18 protein-coding genes, 1 pseudogene and 1 riboswitch are annotated in these 20,233 nt (G+C 38.0%); of the genes and pseudogenes, 12 read left to right on the plus strand and 7 right to left on the minus strand.

Annotation, left to right across the window (positions count from 1 at the left end; translation table 11 throughout):
* Nucleotides 1–111: 111 nt before the first annotated feature.
* Nucleotides 112–945 (minus strand): TetR/AcrR family transcriptional regulator, encoded by an 834-nt coding sequence (locus C8K15_RS12185; protein ID WP_108586677.1) that lies wholly within the window; start codon nucleotides 943–945, stop codon nucleotides 112–114.
* Nucleotides 946–1,045: 100 nt separating this feature from the next.
* Here C8K15_RS12185 and C8K15_RS12190 point away from each other — a divergent pair, with 100 nt between their 5' ends.
* Nucleotides 1,046–4,129, plus strand: a complete 3,084-nt coding sequence (locus C8K15_RS12190) for an efflux RND transporter permease subunit (protein WP_108586678.1) — start codon at nucleotides 1,046–1,048, stop codon at nucleotides 4,127–4,129.
* Between the two features lie 384 nt (nucleotides 4,130–4,513).
* Here C8K15_RS12190 and C8K15_RS12195 read toward each other — a convergent pair whose 3' ends face one another.
* Nucleotides 4,514–6,607 (minus strand): metallophosphoesterase family protein, encoded by a 2,094-nt coding sequence (locus C8K15_RS12195; protein WP_108586679.1) that lies wholly within the window; start codon nucleotides 6,605–6,607, stop codon nucleotides 4,514–4,516.
* Nucleotides 6,608–6,819: 212 nt separating this feature from the next.
* Between C8K15_RS12195 and C8K15_RS12200 the strand changes: the two genes are divergently transcribed.
* Together C8K15_RS12200 and C8K15_RS12205 are read left to right on the plus strand one after the other, a co-directional pair.
* On the plus strand, nucleotides 6,820–7,449 hold the full coding sequence (locus C8K15_RS12200) for a spore coat protein (RefSeq protein ID WP_108586680.1): 630 nt from the start codon (nucleotides 6,820–6,822) through the stop codon (nucleotides 7,447–7,449).
* Nucleotides 7,450–7,714: 265 nt separating this feature from the next.
* Nucleotides 7,715–7,864: riboswitch (cyclic di-AMP (ydaO/yuaA leader) on the plus strand.
* Between the two features lie 137 nt (nucleotides 7,865–8,001).
* Complete coding sequence (locus C8K15_RS12205; RefSeq protein ID WP_108586741.1) at nucleotides 8,002–9,828, plus strand: APC family permease; 1,827 nt, start codon at nucleotides 8,002–8,004, stop codon at nucleotides 9,826–9,828.
* An 85-nt stretch (nucleotides 9,829–9,913) separates the two neighbouring features.
* Here the strand turns inward: C8K15_RS12205 and C8K15_RS12210 are convergent, their stop codons facing one another.
* On the minus strand, nucleotides 9,914–10,411 hold the full coding sequence (locus C8K15_RS12210; RefSeq protein ID WP_108586681.1) for a hypothetical protein: 498 nt from the start codon (nucleotides 10,409–10,411) through the stop codon (nucleotides 9,914–9,916).
* A 171-nt stretch (nucleotides 10,412–10,582) separates the two neighbouring features.
* On the opposite strand from C8K15_RS12210, the gene C8K15_RS12215 reads away from it, so the two are divergent.
* The 4 genes and pseudogenes from C8K15_RS12215 to C8K15_RS12230 all read left to right on the plus strand — a co-directional run bounded on the left by C8K15_RS12215 (nucleotide 10,583) and on the right by C8K15_RS12230 (nucleotide 13,920).
* The gene (locus tag C8K15_RS12215) at nucleotides 10,583–11,491 is read left to right on the plus strand and encodes an NAD(P)/FAD-dependent oxidoreductase (RefSeq protein ID WP_108586682.1); all 909 of its coding nucleotides are present in this window, start codon (nucleotides 10,583–10,585) and stop codon (nucleotides 11,489–11,491) included.
* Nucleotides 11,492–11,651: 160 nt separating this feature from the next.
* On the plus strand, nucleotides 11,652–12,227 hold the full coding sequence (locus C8K15_RS12220; RefSeq protein ID WP_108586683.1) for a 3D domain-containing protein: 576 nt from the start codon (nucleotides 11,652–11,654) through the stop codon (nucleotides 12,225–12,227).
* Between the two features lie 363 nt (nucleotides 12,228–12,590).
* Nucleotides 12,591–13,140, plus strand: a pseudogene (locus C8K15_RS12225) (amino acid ABC transporter permease).
* 57 nt (nucleotides 13,141–13,197) lie between these two features.
* Nucleotides 13,198–13,920: an amino acid ABC transporter ATP-binding protein gene (locus C8K15_RS12230; protein WP_108586684.1), complete on the plus strand. Its 723-nt coding sequence runs from the start codon at nucleotides 13,198–13,200 to the stop codon at nucleotides 13,918–13,920.
* A 131-nt stretch (nucleotides 13,921–14,051) separates the two neighbouring features.
* On the opposite strand, the gene C8K15_RS20825 is transcribed toward C8K15_RS12230, so the two are convergent.
* Complete coding sequence (locus C8K15_RS20825; protein WP_233260473.1) at nucleotides 14,052–14,381, minus strand: hypothetical protein; 330 nt, start codon at nucleotides 14,379–14,381, stop codon at nucleotides 14,052–14,054.
* Between the two features lie 203 nt (nucleotides 14,382–14,584).
* Between C8K15_RS20825 and C8K15_RS12240 the strand changes: the two genes are divergently transcribed.
* From C8K15_RS12240 to C8K15_RS12255, 4 genes are all read left to right on the plus strand, one after another.
* A complete protein-coding gene (locus tag C8K15_RS12240; RefSeq protein WP_108586685.1) occupies nucleotides 14,585–15,763 on the plus strand; it encodes an MFS transporter in 1,179 nt (392 codons plus the stop codon).
* Between the two features lie 345 nt (nucleotides 15,764–16,108).
* The gene (locus tag C8K15_RS20830; RefSeq protein ID WP_233260474.1) at nucleotides 16,109–16,405 is read left to right on the plus strand and encodes a hypothetical protein; all 297 of its coding nucleotides are present in this window, start codon (nucleotides 16,109–16,111) and stop codon (nucleotides 16,403–16,405) included.
* 117 nt (nucleotides 16,406–16,522) lie between these two features.
* Nucleotides 16,523–17,014 (plus strand): cupin domain-containing protein, encoded by a 492-nt coding sequence (locus C8K15_RS12250; RefSeq protein WP_255421111.1) that lies wholly within the window; start codon nucleotides 16,523–16,525, stop codon nucleotides 17,012–17,014.
* Nucleotides 17,011–17,853, plus strand: a complete 843-nt coding sequence (locus tag C8K15_RS12255) for an N-acetyltransferase (protein ID WP_108586687.1) — start codon at nucleotides 17,011–17,013, stop codon at nucleotides 17,851–17,853. Before C8K15_RS12250 ends, C8K15_RS12255 begins: the two co-directional genes overlap by 4 nt.
* A 245-nt stretch (nucleotides 17,854–18,098) precedes the next feature.
* On the opposite strand, the gene C8K15_RS20835 is transcribed toward C8K15_RS12255, so the two are convergent.
* The 3 genes from C8K15_RS20835 to rluF are packed head-to-tail and all read right to left on the minus strand — an operon-like array spanning nucleotide 18,099 to nucleotide 19,322.
* Nucleotides 18,099–18,383 carry a DUF6904 family protein gene (locus C8K15_RS20835; protein ID WP_233260475.1) on the minus strand — a complete coding sequence of 95 codons (285 nt, stop codon included), beginning with the start codon at nucleotides 18,381–18,383 and terminating at the stop codon, nucleotides 18,099–18,101.
* Nucleotides 18,364–18,600 carry a DUF6904 family protein gene (locus tag C8K15_RS21505; protein WP_483310846.1) on the minus strand — a complete coding sequence of 79 codons (237 nt, stop codon included), beginning with the start codon at nucleotides 18,598–18,600 and terminating at the stop codon, nucleotides 18,364–18,366. Before C8K15_RS21505 ends, C8K15_RS20835 begins: the two co-directional genes overlap by 20 nt.
* Nucleotides 18,601–18,614: 14 nt before the next feature.
* Entirely contained in the window at nucleotides 18,615–19,322 is a 708-nt protein-coding gene (gene rluF, locus C8K15_RS12265; RefSeq protein WP_108586688.1) for a 23S rRNA pseudouridine(2604) synthase RluF, read from the minus strand.
* Between the two features lie 157 nt (nucleotides 19,323–19,479).
* Between rluF and C8K15_RS12270 the strand changes: the two genes are divergently transcribed.
* Nucleotides 19,480–20,172, plus strand: coding sequence for a Crp/Fnr family transcriptional regulator (locus tag C8K15_RS12270; protein ID WP_108586689.1), 693 nt, complete (start codon nucleotides 19,480–19,482; stop codon nucleotides 20,170–20,172).
* Nucleotides 20,173–20,233: the final 61 nt, after the last annotated feature.

Here is a 20,233-nt window from a genome sequence, read left to right on the forward strand (position 1 = left end):
CAAAAAGACTTGTCGCGAGACAAGTCTTTTTATTATGTCGATAACATAGGTTTTTAAGTGGAATTCAAACAATTTCAGCTGAATGATAGCATTTTTTCCGGGTTTTCCTTATTAAAACTTATAATAACCACGAAGCAAATAAGAAATCCATTTGCAATGAGGATGATTTCGGATATTTTCTAATAACCCTTTCACGATGGCTTGACTCAGCGTTGGTTCAATTAAATGTTGCTTTAGCAGGATTAACGATTCTTTTTCAATAGATTCTTCAATTTCCTCAATTTTCTGTTCCATGATGTCGAGGATTTGTTCCTTTGTCACTTCTTCATTCAACGGTTCATTGCCTATTTGGATCATCTCTTGTGAAATGAACGGGATGGTCGTATGTCTCGCAAGTAAATTTGTTTTTTCCACGAGCGATCGGGAAAGTAAATTCAAATCCACCGGTGCCTTCTGAAGTAAAAATAATTGTGAATAAATGCTGATAAATCCTTTAATGCAATACACCAGATCATATTTGGTATGTTCGACCTCTTCCCCATATACACGTTCAATCATTGACAAAATGGTCTTCTCGAACAATTTGTCATAGGCCCGCATTTTAATGATGAAGTCCTTATTGAATGAATGGGTTTGCTCTTTCATTAGAACCTTGGTGAAATCTGAGTGTTTTTGAAAGGAATGGAACGTCGAGTAATAAAACTCATAGAACAGTTTTTCATCGTCTTCCGTGTTTGTGACTACATAGTCAGCATCCGCTGTGAACTGTATCATGAAATGGTCAATCAATGCTAAAATTAATTCGTCCTTGGACTTAAAAGATAAGTAAAAAGCCCCTTTTGAAATGCTGCAATAATCTGTTATCTGTTGTATGGAAGTCGCTTCAAAACCCTGTTTTGCAAAGAGTTCCAGTGATTTTTCCATAATTAGCTGTTTTTTATTCATTATATTTTTATCGCTCCTAGTTCCTATTGTTGACAATTGACCGATTGGTCATTATTATAAATAAATAAGATAGTAAAGTCAATTAGGGGTAGGTGTAAGAGTGAAAGGTTTAGTTAATTTTGTTCTTCATAATAAACTGGCAGTATGGTTACTAACCATTATCATCACTGTAACAGGTATTTATTCGGGTACACGTATGAACATGGAGACAATTCCAGATATTTCGATTCCTTACTTAATGGTAATGGACGTATATCCTGGCGCAACTCCCGAGAAAGTAATGGAAGACGTGTCCATGCCTTTGGAAAAAGCGGTGGAAAACCTTGAAGGTGTGAAAGCCGTCTTTTCGAATTCATATTCAAATATGGCAAATCTTCAAGTGGAATACGAGTACGGTGTAAATATGGACGAGGCGAATCGTGAATTGAAATCTGCGCTGGAAGCAGTGACTTTGCCTGAAGGGGCACAAAAGCCGACAGTTACGGCAATTAGCATGAACATGATGCCAGTTGCTGCGTTGAGTATAGCCAGTACGACAGAGGATATTGTTGAATTAACGTCAACAGTAGAAGAAATCATACTTCCGAAAATCGAAAAGATTAATGGTGTAGCTTCTGCAACCATTGCGGGACAGCATATTAAAGAAGTACAACTTACTTACAATAAAGCTAAGATGGCTGAACTTGGCTTGACTGAAGACTCTGTTAAGCAAGTGATTCAGGTAAGTGACCTATCAGTTTCCCTTGGTCTTTACGAGTTTGAAGAAGGTGAAGAAGCGGTAGCTGTAGACGGCAAATTCATGACAGCCGATGAATTGAAGGAAATGCTTATTCCTTTAACACCATCGGAAAAAAATACATCACCATTTGTGAAACTGAGCGAAATCGCGACGATTGAAGAAGTCGGGAAAGTTCAATCAGTTTCACGTACAAACGGCGAAGAAGCCATTTCAATACAAATTGTAAAAGGGCAACAAGCTAATACGGTTGATGTCGTAAACGCTGTGAAAGAGTTAATGGAAGAAGAAGAGAAAAGTATCGATGGTCTTGTTATAGATGTATCACTTGACCAAGGTGCACCAATTGAAGCCTCGGTTACAACGATGATTGAAAAAGCGTTATTCGGTGGTTTGATTGCCGTATTGATCATCCTTTTATTCCTGCGTGATTTCAAATCAACCATCATTTCAATCGTATCGATTCCAGTCTCGATTTTCATGGCATTAATGGTGTTGAACTGGATGAATATTACGCTCAATATCATGACACTCGGTGCGATAACGGTCGCCATCGGTCGTGTTATTGATGACTCCATTGTGGTCGTTGAAAATATTTATCGACGTTTACATCTGAAAGATGAGAAATTGACGGGTCGTGCCCTTGTTCGTGAAGCAACAATTGAAATGTTCAAACCAATCCTTTCATCGACATTGGTAACAGTTGCGGTATTCGCACCACTTATCTTCGTTGGTGGAATGGTTGGCGAGTTGTTCATGCCGTTCGCATTAACAATGACGTTTGCGCTTGTGGCCTCATTGATTGTTGCGATTACGATCGTTCCTGCATTATCGCACTTCTTGTTCAAGAAGAAATTATATAGTGAAAAGAATGCAAGCAGTCATAAAGAGTCTGGGAAACTATCCCACTGGTATAAAGGCGTCCTTGGATGGACACTTAACCACAAAATCATCACTTCCATCCTTGCCATTGCTCTATTAGGGGGGAGCTTGGCGTTGACGCCATTGATCGGCTTCAGCTTCATGGGTAGTGAAGAAGAAAAAGTGATGTACTTGACCTACACGCCTGAAGCTGGTGAGCTGATGGATGATACCTTGGCAAACATTGAAGTCGTGGAAGAAGAAATGCTGAAACATGCAGATATTGATATCGTTCAGTTATCACTAACCGAAAGCGGCGATCAAATGTCCGCGATGATGGGTGGCGGTGGAGGCGGTGCATTAATGTACCTAATCTTCGACCCTGAAATGGATGACTTCCCTGGAGCACGCGAAAAAATTGAGGAATATGTGTTTAACATCGGTCAGACGGGCGAATGGAAGAGCCAAAGCTTCACGTCCACGTCGATGGCTTCAAATGAAGTGAGTTACACATTTAACAGTGAAGATTTAGATAAACTGAATGAAGCTGTTGTTATGGTGGAAGAAGTCATGAAAGAAAATGACGGACTGGAAGAAGTTTCCTCAAGCTCAGAGGATGCATATGTTGAACATACGTTCAAAGTAGAACAAGATGAATTATTGCAGTATGGATTGACAACGGGCCAAATCGTCATGATGTTAAGCCCGACGACGACACAGGAAGTATTGACAACGGTTGAAAAAGACGGGGACTCATTAGATGTAATCGTTCAGCAGGAAAAAGCTGCACAACCGAAATCAATCGATGATATCCTGGCTACCGAAGTACCGACAGCACTTGGTACAACAGTGCCACTTTCAGAACTAGTAACAGTTGAAAAAGGGACAACGATGAACACCCTCGCACGTAGTAAAGGTGAATACTACGCAACCGTTTCAGGAACAATTCTTGGCGAAGATATTTCAAAAGCGACATCTGAAGTCGATAAAGCAATTGATAAATTGGATTTACCTAAAGGAGTTACAATCGATGTTGCTGGTGCAGCAGCTGATATGACTGAAACGTTCACGCAACTTGGTTTGGCAATGCTTGCGGCAATCGCAATCGTGTATTTCATCCTTGTTGTAACGTTCCGTGAAGGTGTAGCACCATTCGCGATCCTGTTCTCGTTGCCATTTGCGGTAATCGGTTCATTCGTCGGTCTATGGATCGCTGGTGAAACAATTTCTGTATCGGTCATGATGGGGTTATTAATGTTAATTGGTATCGTTGTAACGAACGCCATCGTACTTGTAGACCGTATTATTCATATGGAACGTGATGGTATGACTATGCGTGAAGCGATTCTAGAAGCAGGAGCTACACGTCTACGTCCAATCCTAATGACAGCATTGGCAACTATCGGTGCGTTAATTCCATTAGCAATTGGATCAGGTGGTGGTGGTTTAATCTCGAAAGGTCTTGGTATTACAGTAATCGGTGGTTTAACAAGTTCAACGTTATTAACATTAATTGTTGTTCCAATCGTTTATGAAGTATTATCTAAGCTATTCAAAAAAAATCGTAAAGAAGTAGAAGAAAACTAATGAGATTAGCCCTACAAGTTGATACCTCATCTTGTGGGGCTTTTTGTATAAGGCTCTGTTAAATGATGTTGTTGATAGTAAGCGATTCTGCTGAAAACCTCTGCTCCTGTTTCTCTTTCTGTTTCTGCATCACTGCGCTAGCTTCGAAACATGAAAGTACGTTGCATCACTGCGCTAGCTTCATCTCAAAGATAAGGGCCAAACTACTTTTGCTCTTATCTTTCCTGCGGAAAGGGAGCAGATTCTCTCTTTTTTATAAAAAATCAACAGTAAAAGTTAACAGGGCCTAGTATAAAGATAGGTTAAAGGCCGATTAAAGCCAAAAGGTGCAGAAGGAGAACGACTATCCTTCTGCACCTTTTTATATGAATAATCGAAAATCTATTAAGGCTCATTTGGCATTTGGATAGGTTCAAAAGACAAATCTTCTTTTTCAAGATTCTTCATTTGAAGCAATTTGTTTTGGATAATCTCCGGTGAAATTGAAAACAGGCCTAAGTTATTGTCTGTTTTAATGATGGTCCCATTGTCTGTTGAAAGATAGCGAAGGTTTTCCCTCCAAATGTAGTCAGAAGGGCAAGGTGTATTTGAGGATTCAGACCGAATGTTGTAAGCATTGTCACAATACCGGACGATGCTTTGCTTTTTCCTTTTTATACTATTTAACCAAATCGTTGATTTTAACAGCATTCCCCAGAGACCAGAGAAACTCATGTTATTCATCGGACTGCTTGTAAACTGAATTATTTCGGCTACCTTGCCATCCGTGGATTGAATGGAAGTCTTGACGGAAGAGGCATAGTGAACATCCCCTGAGACGATTACACAGATACTAGGATTCCACTTAAAAATCCATTCGAGGAATTCACTAAACCCTTTTCCATTATACTTCCAGGCTTCAAAATCTATTGCTTGATGAACTGGAAACCCAATCGCTCTTAACGGATACACATATGAGTGTAAAAAAGATTCAATGAGACCCACCCCATATAAGGGGGCAGGCGAGGCAATAATTAAAGGTTCACCGCTACGCCAACCTGTGTTTAATAAAGATTGGGAGACTAGTTGCCAGCCTTTATGACTAATAAGTTGAGGACTTCGTAGGTTTTCTTGAATGAGCATCCCGAGTTTGACTGGTTGAGGAAAATTATCAAACGTCCGTTGTGTTCTCGTATCCAAAAAAACAGTCTTCGGTTCAGTAGGCGCGACAAAATACCAATTTGTATAGTTCCATAAGCAATCTACCCAGCTTTGATAGGTAGTAGATTCAAAAGTGAGTTTAGTAAAATGCATGTTCATTTTATTAATAAACTGTTGATCAAAAGAGTCAGGGGCATTCCCCCAACCCTGAAATGCCCAATAAGCTCCAAGACCATTTGCAACCACATGCTTACCAAGTGGAGAATTTGAGACATTCTCTTTCCAGTCACTTGAAAGGTTCCAATCATCCGTCACATCGTGATCATCGAAAATCATATAAGTAGGAATGTTTGCGAGAAGTCGTCTAATACGATGAAGTGAAGAGAGGGTTTGTCTGAGGTCATCTGATTGTTCCTCAAAACGCTTCTGAAGTAAAGAATGTTCCATTTGATGTTCTTTTTCAAATTGAGTTGATTGTGGAAATGCGTAATATATTCGTTTATTTCCATCTTCATCTTCAAATGTAGGTAGTCCTCCTTGCTCTTGAATGGTTTCCCATAGTTCTGGTCCCCATGAGAGCAAATACATGGCTGCATACTCACCAAATTTCATCAAATGGTTCTGTGAATGATTAGAAGTGAAGTGGCAGAATTGCTCCATGATAAATTGCCTTCCATTAATCTGGTGGAGCGATTTGTGAAAAGGTGTTTCATCTAATCGTTTGTCTAACTTTGTGAGTGCTTCATCCCGTCCCATTATTCGATTGGCTATGGAGGTTATGACGGGGAAAAGGGGATCGGCTACATCATCCGCATAGATTTGATCTCCTAAAAGAAATAAGGAGTTAGGCCGCTTCGTAAGGTCTCGATATGTCGACTGAAGTTCCATATCTCCTGCAGCTAAAGCATCATCTCTTTTACCATGTAGCTTTCGACAGGAACCGTATAAAATATGGGATTCTAATTGGTGATGTATAAAAAATGAAGGAAATGGTAAATCTCCATAAACAATCGAATGAGTATTATTTGGATTGAGTAATCCAAAACTACTTAAATCTAACATCTCTGATCCTTGATTAAATAGTAAATTGTAGCCTAGAAGAGAATCAGTAGGAAACTTTTCGCTTTCTGGTAACATGCTAACCAAATAAATATAAAGGCTTTTTCCAAGTTGAACTGACCTTGTTTTACAACGAATACTTACGGGAGTCAGTTCTTCGTCCAACATATAGAGTTCCGCTCCCATTTGAAAAGGTCGGCTTGTTGCAATCCAAACGTTAATATTGTGAGTGTCTACTCTTCTTAATATCGGCCCAGCTAAGATAAATGGTAATTCCATTAAAAACACCACCATGTTTTATGAATTACCAATAACCTATTCATTTCCAATATGATGGGTGAGTAAAGTGTGAAAGACTATTCAATAAAAAAAATAAAAATTTTTTTTTTGAAATCCAGATAACTTAACAAAAAAACGTTTTGAATAACTTTTCCTTTTTAATTCATACTAATTCAGATGCACAATTCTGATGAAGAGGAGGAAAATATTATATGACGCAAAACCCACAAGGTCAAATGCACGAAAATATGCATACAGGTCCTGTACCACCACAAATGAACCATGGTGGCCATGAATTATTCGACGTTCATGAAGTGTTATCAGCTTCTGTTGGGGGATTAAACCAGTACACTTTATTACGTCCACATGTCAAAGATCAAGAATTACTTACTATGTTGGATCGTCAGTTCCGATTTATGCAGGAAGAATATAACATTACAGTAGAATGTTTTAGTACAGGTTTAGACCCTTCAAAACCAACACAAAAATATATGATGAAACAAGATAATGATTTCGTTTTTGGATTAAAACCTTCACAACCGAAAAAGCCAATTCAGTCAGCTGCTGAATTAACAGATGAAATCATTTCAGGGTTTATGCTTGGTGTGCATAAGTCTGGAGCATCTCTTAAAGCTATGTCTGCACTCGAAACAACGAATCCAGTTGTACGACGTGTGCTAGCAGATTCAGTTCCAAACTGTATTGAAATGGCATATGAAGTTTCTATTTATCAAAACAAACATCATTATTATCAAGTGCCACAGCTCGCACAGCAAGATACAATGGCCATTGTGAATTCTTATGCACCATCTAACATCCAACATAATACGGCAAGCCATTAAAAAAGGGACCAGGTCTTCGGATCTGGTTGTTTTTATGTTGAAAAGGCTTCACAATACATATTTCTATAGTAGGCCCGAACTTGTTGTTAAAGATAGAAAAAAGAAAGACTTCAATTATTTAAAGTGAAAGTAGACTAATATCAATGTGCATGATTCTTATAGTGCATAAACTACTAATAATAGGTCACGTAATGTCGTTTCATAATGCATCAAAATTTATGTTTACATGTTGAAAACATAGGAGTAGTATTGTGTGCAGTTTCATATTTCTAAATCGCTTAATCCATTTGGAACGGGGGAACCATTTTATCGTGGCTTTTACAGCCGCGTGGGGTGAATCCTACGAATTTAGGTAGGGCTACTCTTTTAGCCCAAACCCGACAGCTAACCCCGTAAGCGTTATGAGAGAGGAATTGGAGCTAGTGAGAATGAAATAATGTCCACTAGGCTATTTCCCTATGCCTTGTGGGCTTTTTTGTCGTTAATCACTGTATTAAGGGTTATCTTTTCGGAATGAGGAAAGATGACTCAATAAAGAAAGAAGTGGAAAAAATGTTATCGGCAGTGAAAAGGTTTTTAATCGGTCGTCCATTAAAGTCATCTGAATTAGGTGAACAAAAGCTTAATAAAACAAAAGCTTTAGCTATTCTTTCTTCAGATGCATTATCTTCGGTTGCATATGGACCGGAGCAAATTTTACTGGTTTTAATTACGTTAGGTACAATCGCTTTTTGGTACTCAATTCCTATTGCAGTAGGTGTCCTTATCCTGTTATCAGCACTTATTTTGTCTTATAGACAAATTATATTTGCCTATCCACGTGGAGGTGGTGCTTATATTGTTGCGAAAGAAAACCTTGGAGAAAATGCAGGATTGATTGCAGGAGGTTCATTATTAGTAGATTACATTCTGACCGTTGCAGTTAGTGTCTCGGCTGGTACTGATGCCATCACTTCTGCGGTGCCGACCCTACACGATCATAATGTGGCCATTGCAAGTGTTCTGGTTATATTGATTACTATTTTAAATTTAAGAGGAATAACTGAGTCTGCTTCCATTTTAGCTTATCCAGTCTATTTATTCGTACTGGCGTTATTTATCTTAATTGGCGTTGGGTTTTTCAATATTTTAACTGGAAATGTTTCACCTGATTTGCATACACCACTTGGTACTCCAGTGGCTGGTATCAGCTTGTTTTTATTACTTAGAGCTTTCGCTTCAGGTAGTTCTGCATTAACGGGAGTTGAAGCTATTTCTAATTCAATCCCTAACTTTAAATATCCTGCTGCTAAAAATGCCGCTAAAACCTTAACGATTATGGGTTCTTTGCTTGCTGTGTTATTTGTGGGCGTAGTTGGGTTGGCTTACTTCTATGGAATTACACCTAAAGTAGAAGAAACAGTTATTTCCCAAATTGGATCAGAAATTTTCGGACGAAACTATATGTATTATTTCATACAAGGAACGACGGCTTTGATTCTTGTTCTCGCAGCGAATACAGGATATTCGGCATTTCCACTGCTAGCATTTAGCCTTTCAAATGATAAATACATCCCGAGTATGTTTAAAATGAGAGGAGATCGATTGGGATACTCTAATGGAATCATTACACTTGGTTTTACATCTATCCTTCTCATTATCATCTTTAACGGGCAAACGGAACAACTTATCCCCCTATACGCAGTTGGTGTATTTATCCCATTCACGTTATCTCAGACAGGGATGCTCGTAAAATGGATGAGAGAAAAGCCGAAAGGTTGGATGACCAAACTCATTATTAACTTTATTGGGGCATTCATTAGTTTTACGGTTATGATGATTTTCTTTATTACAAAATTTGGGCAAGTATGGGCCGTTCTCATCTTTTTGCCATTACTCGTTTTTATTTTCCATAAAATAAAAAGTCATTATGTGGCTGTTGGTGAACAATTAAGTATATCTACTAGTGAACCTTGTATGAAAATCGAAGGGAACGTGATTATTGTACCTGTCGCAGGTATTACGCATGTAGTAGAGAACTCTTTGAACTATGCTAAATCGCTAAATCCACAACAAATCATTGCTGTATATGTAGCTTTTGAGAGAAAAGATGAACATACTTTCGAAGAAAAGTGGAATAAATGGCAGCCTGATATTCGACTGGTAACTTTACATTCACAATATAGAAGTATCACTCACCCTTTATCGAAATTTATTAGTAAGGTAGAAAATAAGGCGAATGAATCTAACTATCGTGTAACCGTCTTAATCCCTCAATTTATTCCTAAAAAAGGCTGGCAAAACATTCTTCATAACCAGTCCAGTTTATTAATTAGAGCGATCTTGCTTTACCGAAGAGATGTGGTTGTTACTACAGTACCTTATCGCTTTAAGAAGTAACATGAACGAATAAAAATAAAAACGCATTCATCACGTTCAATCATCGTGAAGAATGCGTTTTTATGTGCAGTCAAGTAAAGGATGATTATCGCCATCGATCGACTACTTGTCCACGATTTCCATAAACAGGGTCTGTAGTAGGAACTTTAACTTGTTTGATGTCTGCAAGTGCTTGAGGTCTTTCAATTTGATTCCCAGTTTGAATATTGTAGTCTTTGCCATCAGGATAGGCTCCTACAATTTCGAAATCCGGACTACTTGTTAATTTTTTATGGCCAGTTCCGGCAGGCAATACAAGCACATCACCTGTATTGACCTCAATCGTTTCTCCTTTTGTACCGCCAAGTATTAATTTAGCTGAGCCTGCTCGAACCCCTAGGACTTCATGCGTAATGCTATGGTAATGGTGATAATCTAGTACACCATTCACCCAACTATTTCGCCAATTATTCAATTTGAAAGTTGCTTCAATTTCATGTGGATGTTTTTTGAAGACACCAGGATATAAAATAGCTGGCAAATCCGGATTGTTTGGAATGGTGCCATCGTCTTCGAACATAAATAGTTTGTAAGTAAAACTCATCACACTTTTCCTCCTTTATGGTCTTAACAGTAAAACTACCCGTTCTAGCAAATAAGTAATCTTCTCGTTTGAATGGATCTAAAGAAGGAAAGAGTACTTTTATACAACTAATCATACATACTAAGTTATTGGCATAGAAGACGCTAGTAAGGGTCAATAGGAGGAAATAAGATGAAAGATTGCACGGTTATAGGGGGAGGTCCTGCAGGATTAAATGCAACCTTGGTATTAGGAAGGGCGAGAAGAAATGTCATCTTGGTGGATAGCAATGAAGCTCGTAATAAAGTGACATCTGCCTCTCACGGATTCATTACACGAGATGGAATTACACCATCAGAATTTCGAGAGTTTGCGCATCAAGAATTCAGTCAATACCCTTCGATTTCCACGTTGGAAGACAAAGTCGTTGAAATTATAAAAAAAGCTGATGGATTTACTATCAGAACAGAAATGGGGAGAGAATGGGCGACGAGAAAAGTAATTCTTGCAACCGGTGTGAAAGAGAAATTCCCGAATATACCAAACTTACGAAACTTTTATGGGAAAAGTATTTTTAACTGCCCATATTGTGATGGTTGGGAACTTAGAGATAAACCTTTAGCTTTATTTGGTGAGGTTGATTATACGTTCCATACAGCAGAAATAGTGCGGAACTGGTCGCTAGATTTAGTGATCTTCACAAATGGAAAAGAACTAACAATAAGCCATGAGAAAAAAATGAAAAAACTCGACATAAGAGTAGAGACGAGTGGGATACGTCTCCTCACTGGTAAGGATGGAATGCTACAAAAAGTTGAACTTGAAAATGGTCTTGTGATTGAAAGAGTAGGGGGATTCGTCACGCCTGAACTCGTACAAGCATCTGATCTTGGGACCTTGCTAGGAGTTAAATTAAACGAAACGGGGGGCCATCACTCTGATGAAGTGGGAAAAACTAAGATAACAGGACTTTTTGTCGCGGGAGAAGCATCAAATGTGTATCCTGCTCAATTGATTATCGCTGCTGCATGTGGAGTGAAAACGGCAATGGCTGTTAATGTCGAATTAATACATGAAGGCATATTAGGAAGTGAAAAATAAGCTTTTTTAGCTTCCTGCGCTTTCTTAAAATGGTACTTATTTCTATCGCGTAATATAAAAAACCCCAAATTGTAAAGAAAAATCTTATGTTTTGTCACGGAACTGTAATGTTTAAGTGTTATTTTTATTTCTACAAACGAGAAATAAAGGAGAAAACAACTTGAAAAAATTCAGTTTCGTGTTAAGTTTCGTACTAATTTTCCTCGTCGCATTTGCCAATGACTCGGAAGCCGCTGCTTCTGTCCACACAGTTAAAAATGGTGACACATTATATAAAATATCAAAACAGTACCATGTCTCTGTCTCAACTATTAAATCTATAAACCATTTAAAGTCAGATTTAATTAAACCGAAACAAAAACTTCAATTAAAAGGTAAAGCTACAGTAAAAAAAGTTTCTAAAAAATCCGCTAAAAAATCAGTATCTCGATCTAATGACAAAGTGGTCAAAGAATTGATGGTATCTACCACAGCATACACTGCTTATTGTCGCGGTTGTTCAGGCATTACGAAAACAGGAATCAATTTAAGAAAGAATCCAAACTTAAAAGTAATTGCTGTTGATCCAAGCGTAATTAAACTTGGCTCAAAAGTATATGTAGAAGGTTACGGATATGCCATCGCTGGTGATACTGGTAGTGCGATAAAAGGAAATAAAATTGATGTCTTTATGCCAAACCATTCAAGTGCTTTAAAATGGGGACGTAAAACAGTGAAAATTAAAATCTTACGATAACTTATAACGAAAGCCCACTTACCTAATTTGGTAAGTGGGCTTTTTTGAAAGATAAGAATAAACTTTGAGGCTGTTTTTTATAGTTTCGCTCATAGACGACAAAGATCCGCTCATAGACGACACGAATGCGCGCATAGACATGACAAATCTCTATTTACAACAGAGACAAGCAGCAGAAGATGCCATTTCGGCTTCTACTCCGTTTTGAACTGTGAACTACCATATTTTCAGCCGAAATTATACTTTGAACACAATTTTATCAATTATTGCGTAAATGTTACAGTAACTTGCAGGAAAACCTGCATATAGTTATGATTAACTTGTTAAAAAGTTCGATTAATCGGCTTCCTTGAAGCGACGCTCATGACCTTGAAAATCACGGTTGTCGCACTTATCTTGGACGAACTTGGGATTGGTTTTTGCACTGATGAAAATATCACGCTCAAAAATTTTGCAAACAATTGCTAATCTCTACATTACCATCATTCGAGGTAAGCCTTTGATTGTACAAATCATGTTCTTGTATTTCGGGATTACTCAACTAATTGTCCTTTCTGGTTTTTGGGCAGGAGCCATAGCACTAGCTATTCATAATGGTGCATACATTGCGGAAATATTCCGTGGCTCCATTCAAGAAATTGATCGTGGGCAACGCGATGCTAGTAGCTCCCTTGGGATGACCAGGGCGCAAAGCATGCGTCGCATCATTTTCCCTCAGACATTGAAACGCTCAATTCCGCCCCTTTGCAATCAATTCATCATCACGTTGAAAGACTCTTCATTGGTCTATATCATCAGCGTGCCAGAACTATTCGCCATGGCTAACCGAGAAGCAGCACAGTCCCATCAATCCCTGGAAACATTTCTAGTGGTTGGGGTTTACTACCTGGTTTTGGTTATGATCTTTACCTAATTACTGAAACTTAATGAAAATAAACTTAATGTCGACAAATAAGAAGGAGGGGATCATATGTTAAAAGGAACAAATATCCATAAATCGTTCGGCGATTTGGAAGTGTTGAAAGGCATTGATCTGGAAGTCGCTCCTTCGGAAGTGGTCGTCCTGGTCGGGGTCAGTGGATCCGGTAAAAGTACGCTTTTACGTTGTTTTAATTTTCTTGAACGTATCAATAAAGGGACCATTGAAGTGGATGGACAAGTAGTGGATTCCAAGAAACATAAATTATCAAATATCCGTGCCGAAGTAGGTATGGTATTTCAACATTTCAACCTTTTCCCGCATATGACAGTGCTTGAAAATGTTATTGAAGCACCAATGACTGTAAAGAAAATGAAAAAAGAAGACGCTGTTGCATTGGCAAAAGGCTTACTTGAAAAAGTAGGTTTGTCTGACAAAGCGGATGTATATCCAAGCAAATTGTCTGGTGGACAAAAACAGCGTGTTGCAATTGCTCGTTCACTAGCGATGGAACCTAAAGTGCTTTTGTTTGATGAACCAACATCAGCACTTGATCCTGAGCTTGTAGGAGAAGTCCTAAGCGTCATGCAACAACTCGCACAAGAGGGCATGACAATGGTTGTGGTGACGCATGAAATGAAATTCGCACGTGAAGTAGCGGATCGAGTAATCATGTTGGACGAAGGACGAATCATTGAGTCTGCGGATCCAGTTACATTCTTTCAAAATCCAAGTCATGAACGAACGAAGCAATTTATTAAGTTAGTTGACTAACATAGAAAACCCCGATGTCAGTTGATAACTGACATTGGGGTTTTTTGTGAATCATTTGAGAGGAAATTCATTTTACAATGTGGCTATTATAAAGGGAATAGTCTGAAAATAAAATGAACAAAAGGAAGTTTTTAATATCTACGTCCATAAGGCATGCGTGTCGGCGGAACAACAACGTTTTGAGTGATTTCTCTGTAATAAGTTCTAGGTACATCGATAATGTGTTGTCTGTTACATGTAATCAAAGGTTGAATATAAGGAACTTCCCGTTTGACATAAGAGTCCGTATAACGGCACAAAGGTGGGCAGACAATTGGTGGAATACCTGGCTGTGCGATAGGTTGGACAGCAGGGCGCGCATTAGGTTGAGCAGCAGGATACGCATTGGGTTGAGCAGCAGGATACGCAATAGGTTGATTATTCGAGCATTGACATTTTGAATGTTTCATATGACGATACATAATAAATTCACCTCCAGTCTATATCTATTAATAAATGCGGATTAAGAGGGTTTGGAAACGGCTTTTCAAATCATTTATTGCAGATGGGTTTTTGTTACCTTACAATAGGGTGTAATTAAAATTAAATGGAAGAAAGGACGAAACGAGTGTAATCATTCCTCTTTATATTTTATGAACTGAATAGAGTGAAGGAGTGGTATAACATGAACGATCGTCGTTCTTTTTATTTTCTCTGGGTTAGCCAAATGATAGCAAACGCAGGGGATGTCTTGTACATTGTAGGGCTTATTCAACTTGTTTATTTATCCAGTGGTTCTGTATTAACACTAACTCTCATTCCGTTGACGATTACGTTTTCCCGTTTGATTGGGAGTTTTTTAACACCGCTCCTTTTGCACCGCTTTCCATTGCGTCGAATCTTATTGTTTTCGATGTTTAGTAAAATCGTTGTACTAAGTGCGGTTTTTTTACTTAAAGACGAAGCCATCTTGTGGATTCTATTGCTAGTCAGTATCATTGCCTTTTTAGATGGTTGGTCAACTCCAACCAGACAAGCCATGCTTCCTGAATTAGTAGGTAAATCTGCATTGCCACAAGCCAATAGTTTAGTAGCCATATCCGATAACACTGTGAACTTAGTTAGCTGGCCCCTAGGAGCTTTTTTTGTAGCTCAATTTGATGGTGGGTTGCTTATTTTAGTAACAATATTTTTGTATATATTAGGATGGTTACTGACATATGGAATTAAGTCCATCGTATTTGTGAGAAAAGAAATACCCCCTTTGAAGGAACAACTTTCAGGAGGATGGAGGTATAGTTTTTCTAATAAATCCATTCGCAATGTACTTATATTAGATATGTTAACGGCATTTGCAGGTGCCGTATGGATTTCCGCCATTTTATATGTGTACGTCGACGAAGTCCTTGATAAAAACGAAGCTTGGTGGGGATACATTAACGCCTTTTATTCAGGTGGATTTATTATTGGTGGTTACTTATTTGCGAAACTCTTAAAAATTTCTGGTCAACATATGATAATGGTTGGTTGTTTTGTCACGAGTCTTTTAACGGTGTGGTTTATTTACCCTCATGCAGCAGTTGTGGCTCTAGTTATCTCGCTTTTTCTTGGTATATTTGGTCAAATACAATTGATTGCTCAATTGACTATTTTGCAAACACATACGGAAACCGAACAACTGGGCCATGTATTTTCCGTTCAATCTGTTTTAGTAATGGGAGCTTTCGGCATTGCGACGTTTCTTTTTGGTTGGATCGCTGAAACATATGGGATTACGAGCGCCTTTTATTTGTCGGCTTTAATAATGTTAGGAACTGGATTTTTTACGATAATACAGAAAAAAACATTAATATATTCAAAATAATTAACATGCTAAAGGACTTGAGGTGTCTCACTCAAGTCTTTTTTTATTATAGATTGGATTTCCGACCATTCAACTTAGGTTTCCGACCACTTATCATGAGTTTTCAACCATTCGCTTGGAGAAGGACACCATTCCTCTTGAGAAAGACAACATTTTCTATGCAAAGTTTCAAACATATAAAAAAAACTAGAATTAGCACATTCAAATGTTTCGTTAAATTTTTGTCGGGTAACTTGAGGAAGAGGAGTGTGACAAGATGACTACAGATGAGCGTTTGATTATCAGACTGTGTAACCAGGAACAACAGTCTTTGGTGGAGTTATATGACCGCTACTATTTGCTTTTGTGGAAATTTCGTACCGAACTGTTGCTGATAATGCTATCTGTGAGGAAATCTTACGACAAGTCTTCCAAGACGTATGGGCAAGACCTAATGACTTTAATAATGAAAAAAATTATCTCTTCTCTCTTAATCGAATGTTGTCAAACAAAAATCAACTTAATATCGTTACAAAAGTCGTCTTAGTAATTGAGAAAATTTGTAATATCGATTCTCCGTATGATCTCCCAAGTCCATACCTCACATCTGAAGCACGTAAAACTTCTTTTCGAAGTCAAATATATTGTCACATTTCAGCATAAAAATGTTTCACGTGGCACATTTTGTCGGAAAGCATTGAATCCTACTCTTATATAGTGGAAGATAAGTTTAAATAGAAGGAGGTTTCAATTTGAAAAAATCGGGACGCTGCTTACTACATAGACCATTTAAACATGGAACCACACCCAGAAGGTGGACACTTTACACGCAGTTTTTATTCGGAAGAAAAAATGAATACTTCAGAGAATAAAATCAGAAACCTCTATACGACAATCTACTTTTGTTTAAAGAGTGAAGAGGTTTCTCATTTACACCGGCTACAATCAGATGAATTGTGGTTTTTTCATGATGGGAGTTCATTGACTGTTCATGTGATTCATCCTAATGGGGAGTATAAGGCACATCAATTAGGGTTGAATTTCGAAAAAGGGGAATCACCACAAGTACTTGTTCCAAAAGGAGCTATTTTCGGGACGTCAGTTGATCAAGAAGGGTCATTTTTACTTGTAGGATGTATGGTTTCCCCAGGATTTGATTTCGAAGACTTCGAATTGTTTACACAAGAGGAACTGGTAAAATCATATCCTCAACATAAAGAAATGATTGGGAAAATGGCTTATCAAAAAATAGTGGGAGAAACTCACCTATGACGATTACCTATCGTTTTTATGAGGGACCTGAAGACTTACAAAGTCAAATCAACTTCTGGATTACAGCCACCAAAAAACTTCCTTTTGCTTGGAAGCCAACATTGTCACCAAATCAATTTATTGAACAGCAACAATTTCACCCGAAGTCCAGATGCTTTGCTTTTGACGGTGATCAACTCATCGGTTATATGAGCTTCACGGGGAGTAGTGAGTTCGTGTCATTAGGTTATCCGTGGGTTATATCAGGATATGAAGGTAAGGTTCAAGATGAACTTTACAATCGGATCTATGGTTTCGCTGTAAGCGAAACATTTGGAGCAAAGATGTTTGCCCAGCGATTTGACTGGACACAACAAATTGAGTATTTCTTATCAAAAGGATTTACTGTTACAAGACGTTCAGCTTTACTTGCAAGCAGTCTTGGCAAAAAGGTTAAAACGCATGATGTAGAAGTAGAAGAAGGTTTTGATTTTGACGTCTGGAAGACAAATGTGAAAAAATATGATGATACATCTGATGAACAATTTGCCATGATGCGTGAATACTACGGTTCAGTTGATTTCGATTTCTCTATAGCATTTGCTGGCGGAGGGTATGTCGGAGTGACGATTCGACAAGATACAGGATATGCTGAAATACTAGCTGTAGCTTGTCATCCAAACGCACAGAACTTTTCTAATATGGTTGAGATAGTCATTGGAGAATGTAAAAAAAGAGACGTAAAATTAGTCAGTATTGCCTCATTACATGTACCTCTAAAAGATTCATTAGAGAGACTAGGTTTTACCGAGCAAACTGAAGATGTCATGATGATGAAAAAAAGCGATCCTACTGAGTAGGTTCGCTTCTTAGGTTGTTTTCGGCAAAGTTAAACAGAAAGTGGAGCCATCTTTGCGTTATACAATAAAATGGGTGGGAAAATTTCCGAATGGTTGGTATATGAAGCGGAGTGAAAATTTTTTTCTGATTGCGCTTACGGGTCAGGTTAATTTGACATAACAATGAAAATAGGGACCCTAACAAGTTAGGTTTGTAGTCCCTTATCGTTTGTTTTTATATGTTTGTACTCTTGAGGCGCTTTTTATTACCATTCAATTTCTTTAGGATTGTCCTTTGTAATCGATAAATCATGAATGTCACTTTTCGTTTCATTGGCAGATTTGAGGACTTGATTTCGAAATAGATAGTAGACTTTGTCTTGAATGGCTAGTGTTAATGCAATCATTCCTAGACTTTTTTCAAGTTGTTCTTTCGTCGCGTTAATATGATTTAAATTAAGAACATCAATAAATTGAATAGCATACTCTTGGACATTCGTTTTGTTTTCACTCAATAAATTCATTAATTGATCATGGTGTTCTATTGACATGAAATCTGACATGACGGTTCGCTTTCGAGGCATTCTTAATTTCAGAAAGGACGCTTAGTATTCGTTTACGCGAACCTTCCCAGTCATAATACTTATTTTCATCGCCAGTGATTGTATAAATAAAAATAGCATGGTTAATTTCATCTAAATCCCAAAAGTCTCCACTAATTAGCGCGCCTGTAAAAATTTTCAGTATGAGTAATTGATAACATGTTATCGTCTCCTAATACTCTATTTCCTTTTTGGCGTATAGTTAAGCTTTTTAAATAATACGTCTAACTCAGATTTAGATAAATCACGCCATTCTCCGACAGGTAAGCCATCAACTTGAATATTCATAATACGAACTCGTTGCAAGCTCTTAATTTCATAACCAAGTGCAGAACACATGCGGCGTATTTGACGATTTAATCCTTGCGTTAAGGTGATTTTAAAGATATGAGTTGAGAGTTGCTCTACCTTACAAGGTAACGTCTTCGTATCTAAAATTTCTACACCTTCGGACATGTCTTTAATAAAATCTTCTGTAATTGGTTGGTTTACTTTAACGATATATTCCTTTTCATGCTCATTTTCAGCTCGCAAAATTTCATTCACAATATCCCCATCATTTGTTAATAAAATAAGCCCGTGAGAGTCTTTATCTAATCGACCAATATGGAAAATGCGGAGTGGATGATTAATGTAATCCACAATATTTCCTTTTATATGACGTTCAGTTGTACTCGTTATTCCAACTGGTTTGTTGAGAGCGATATAAACATATGGATCTTCATGTTTTACCGGGTTTCCATCCGCACGCACATCGTCACCAGGTGCTACTTTACTTCCTAGTTCTGCTTTTACTCCGTTAATTGTAATCCGTCCATCTTCAATCCATTTATCAGCACCGCGTCTTGAGACAATGCCAGCTTCACTTAGAAATTTATTAATACGCATATCATCACCTGCTTTATTTAATACCTCTATTATAACGCAAAATGCGTGGTGATAAGTATTTGAAGGAGTTCGCAACATCAATGCAGTCTAAGATTAAATTATGTTAATCTTACTATAATAATCATTCGGACATCCATGAAGAAAAGGAGGGAACGAAATGAGCAATATAAATGAATTGTCATCTGATTTGAAGGAATTGCTAACGATTCAACATACGATAAAAGAATACGAGAAAAATGCTTACTTGTTTAGAGAAGGAGATACAATCAAAGGTATTTATCTTGTACAGTCTGGCAAAGTTCAAATTGGTAAAGTAACGCCAGATGGCAGGGAACTAACGCTTCGGATTTGTGGTCCGCATCAGCTCGTGGGAGAAATTACTCTTTTTTCACCGACCGCAAAATACATGTTGGATGCCAAAGCACTTGAAACAGTACAATGCGTCAAAATCACCGCTGAAGCAATAGAAGATGCACTCCCTTATAAACCAGAGTTAGCGATTACCTTGATGAAATGGATGGGGCTCAATCACCAGAAAACACAAACTCGATTCCGTGACCTCCTTTTGCATGGGAAAAGAGGAGCACTGTATTCTACGCTAATTCGAATGTCCAATAGTTATGGAGTTGAGCATGCAAATGGCATTCTCATCGATCAATTATTCACGAATCAAGAGCTCGCAAACTTTTGTGGTATGGCTAGGGAAGTAGTCAACCGTTTGCTAGGTGAATTAAAAAAAGAAGGCCATATTTCTATGTGGGAAGGCAAAATCATCATTCATGATTTAGCTCACTTAAAGAATGAAATAAAATGCGAAGACTGCCCGATAGCCTTTTGTAGAATTGACTGATTAAATGGTTACCCATTAATAGGGTGGCCTTTTTTTGTGGGAAAAATCAGGTGAAACCAAA

Source organism: Paenisporosarcina sp. OV554 (assembly GCF_003058165.1).
In the GTDB taxonomy this organism is placed as follows: Bacteria; Bacillota; Bacilli; order Bacillales_A; family Planococcaceae; genus Paenisporosarcina.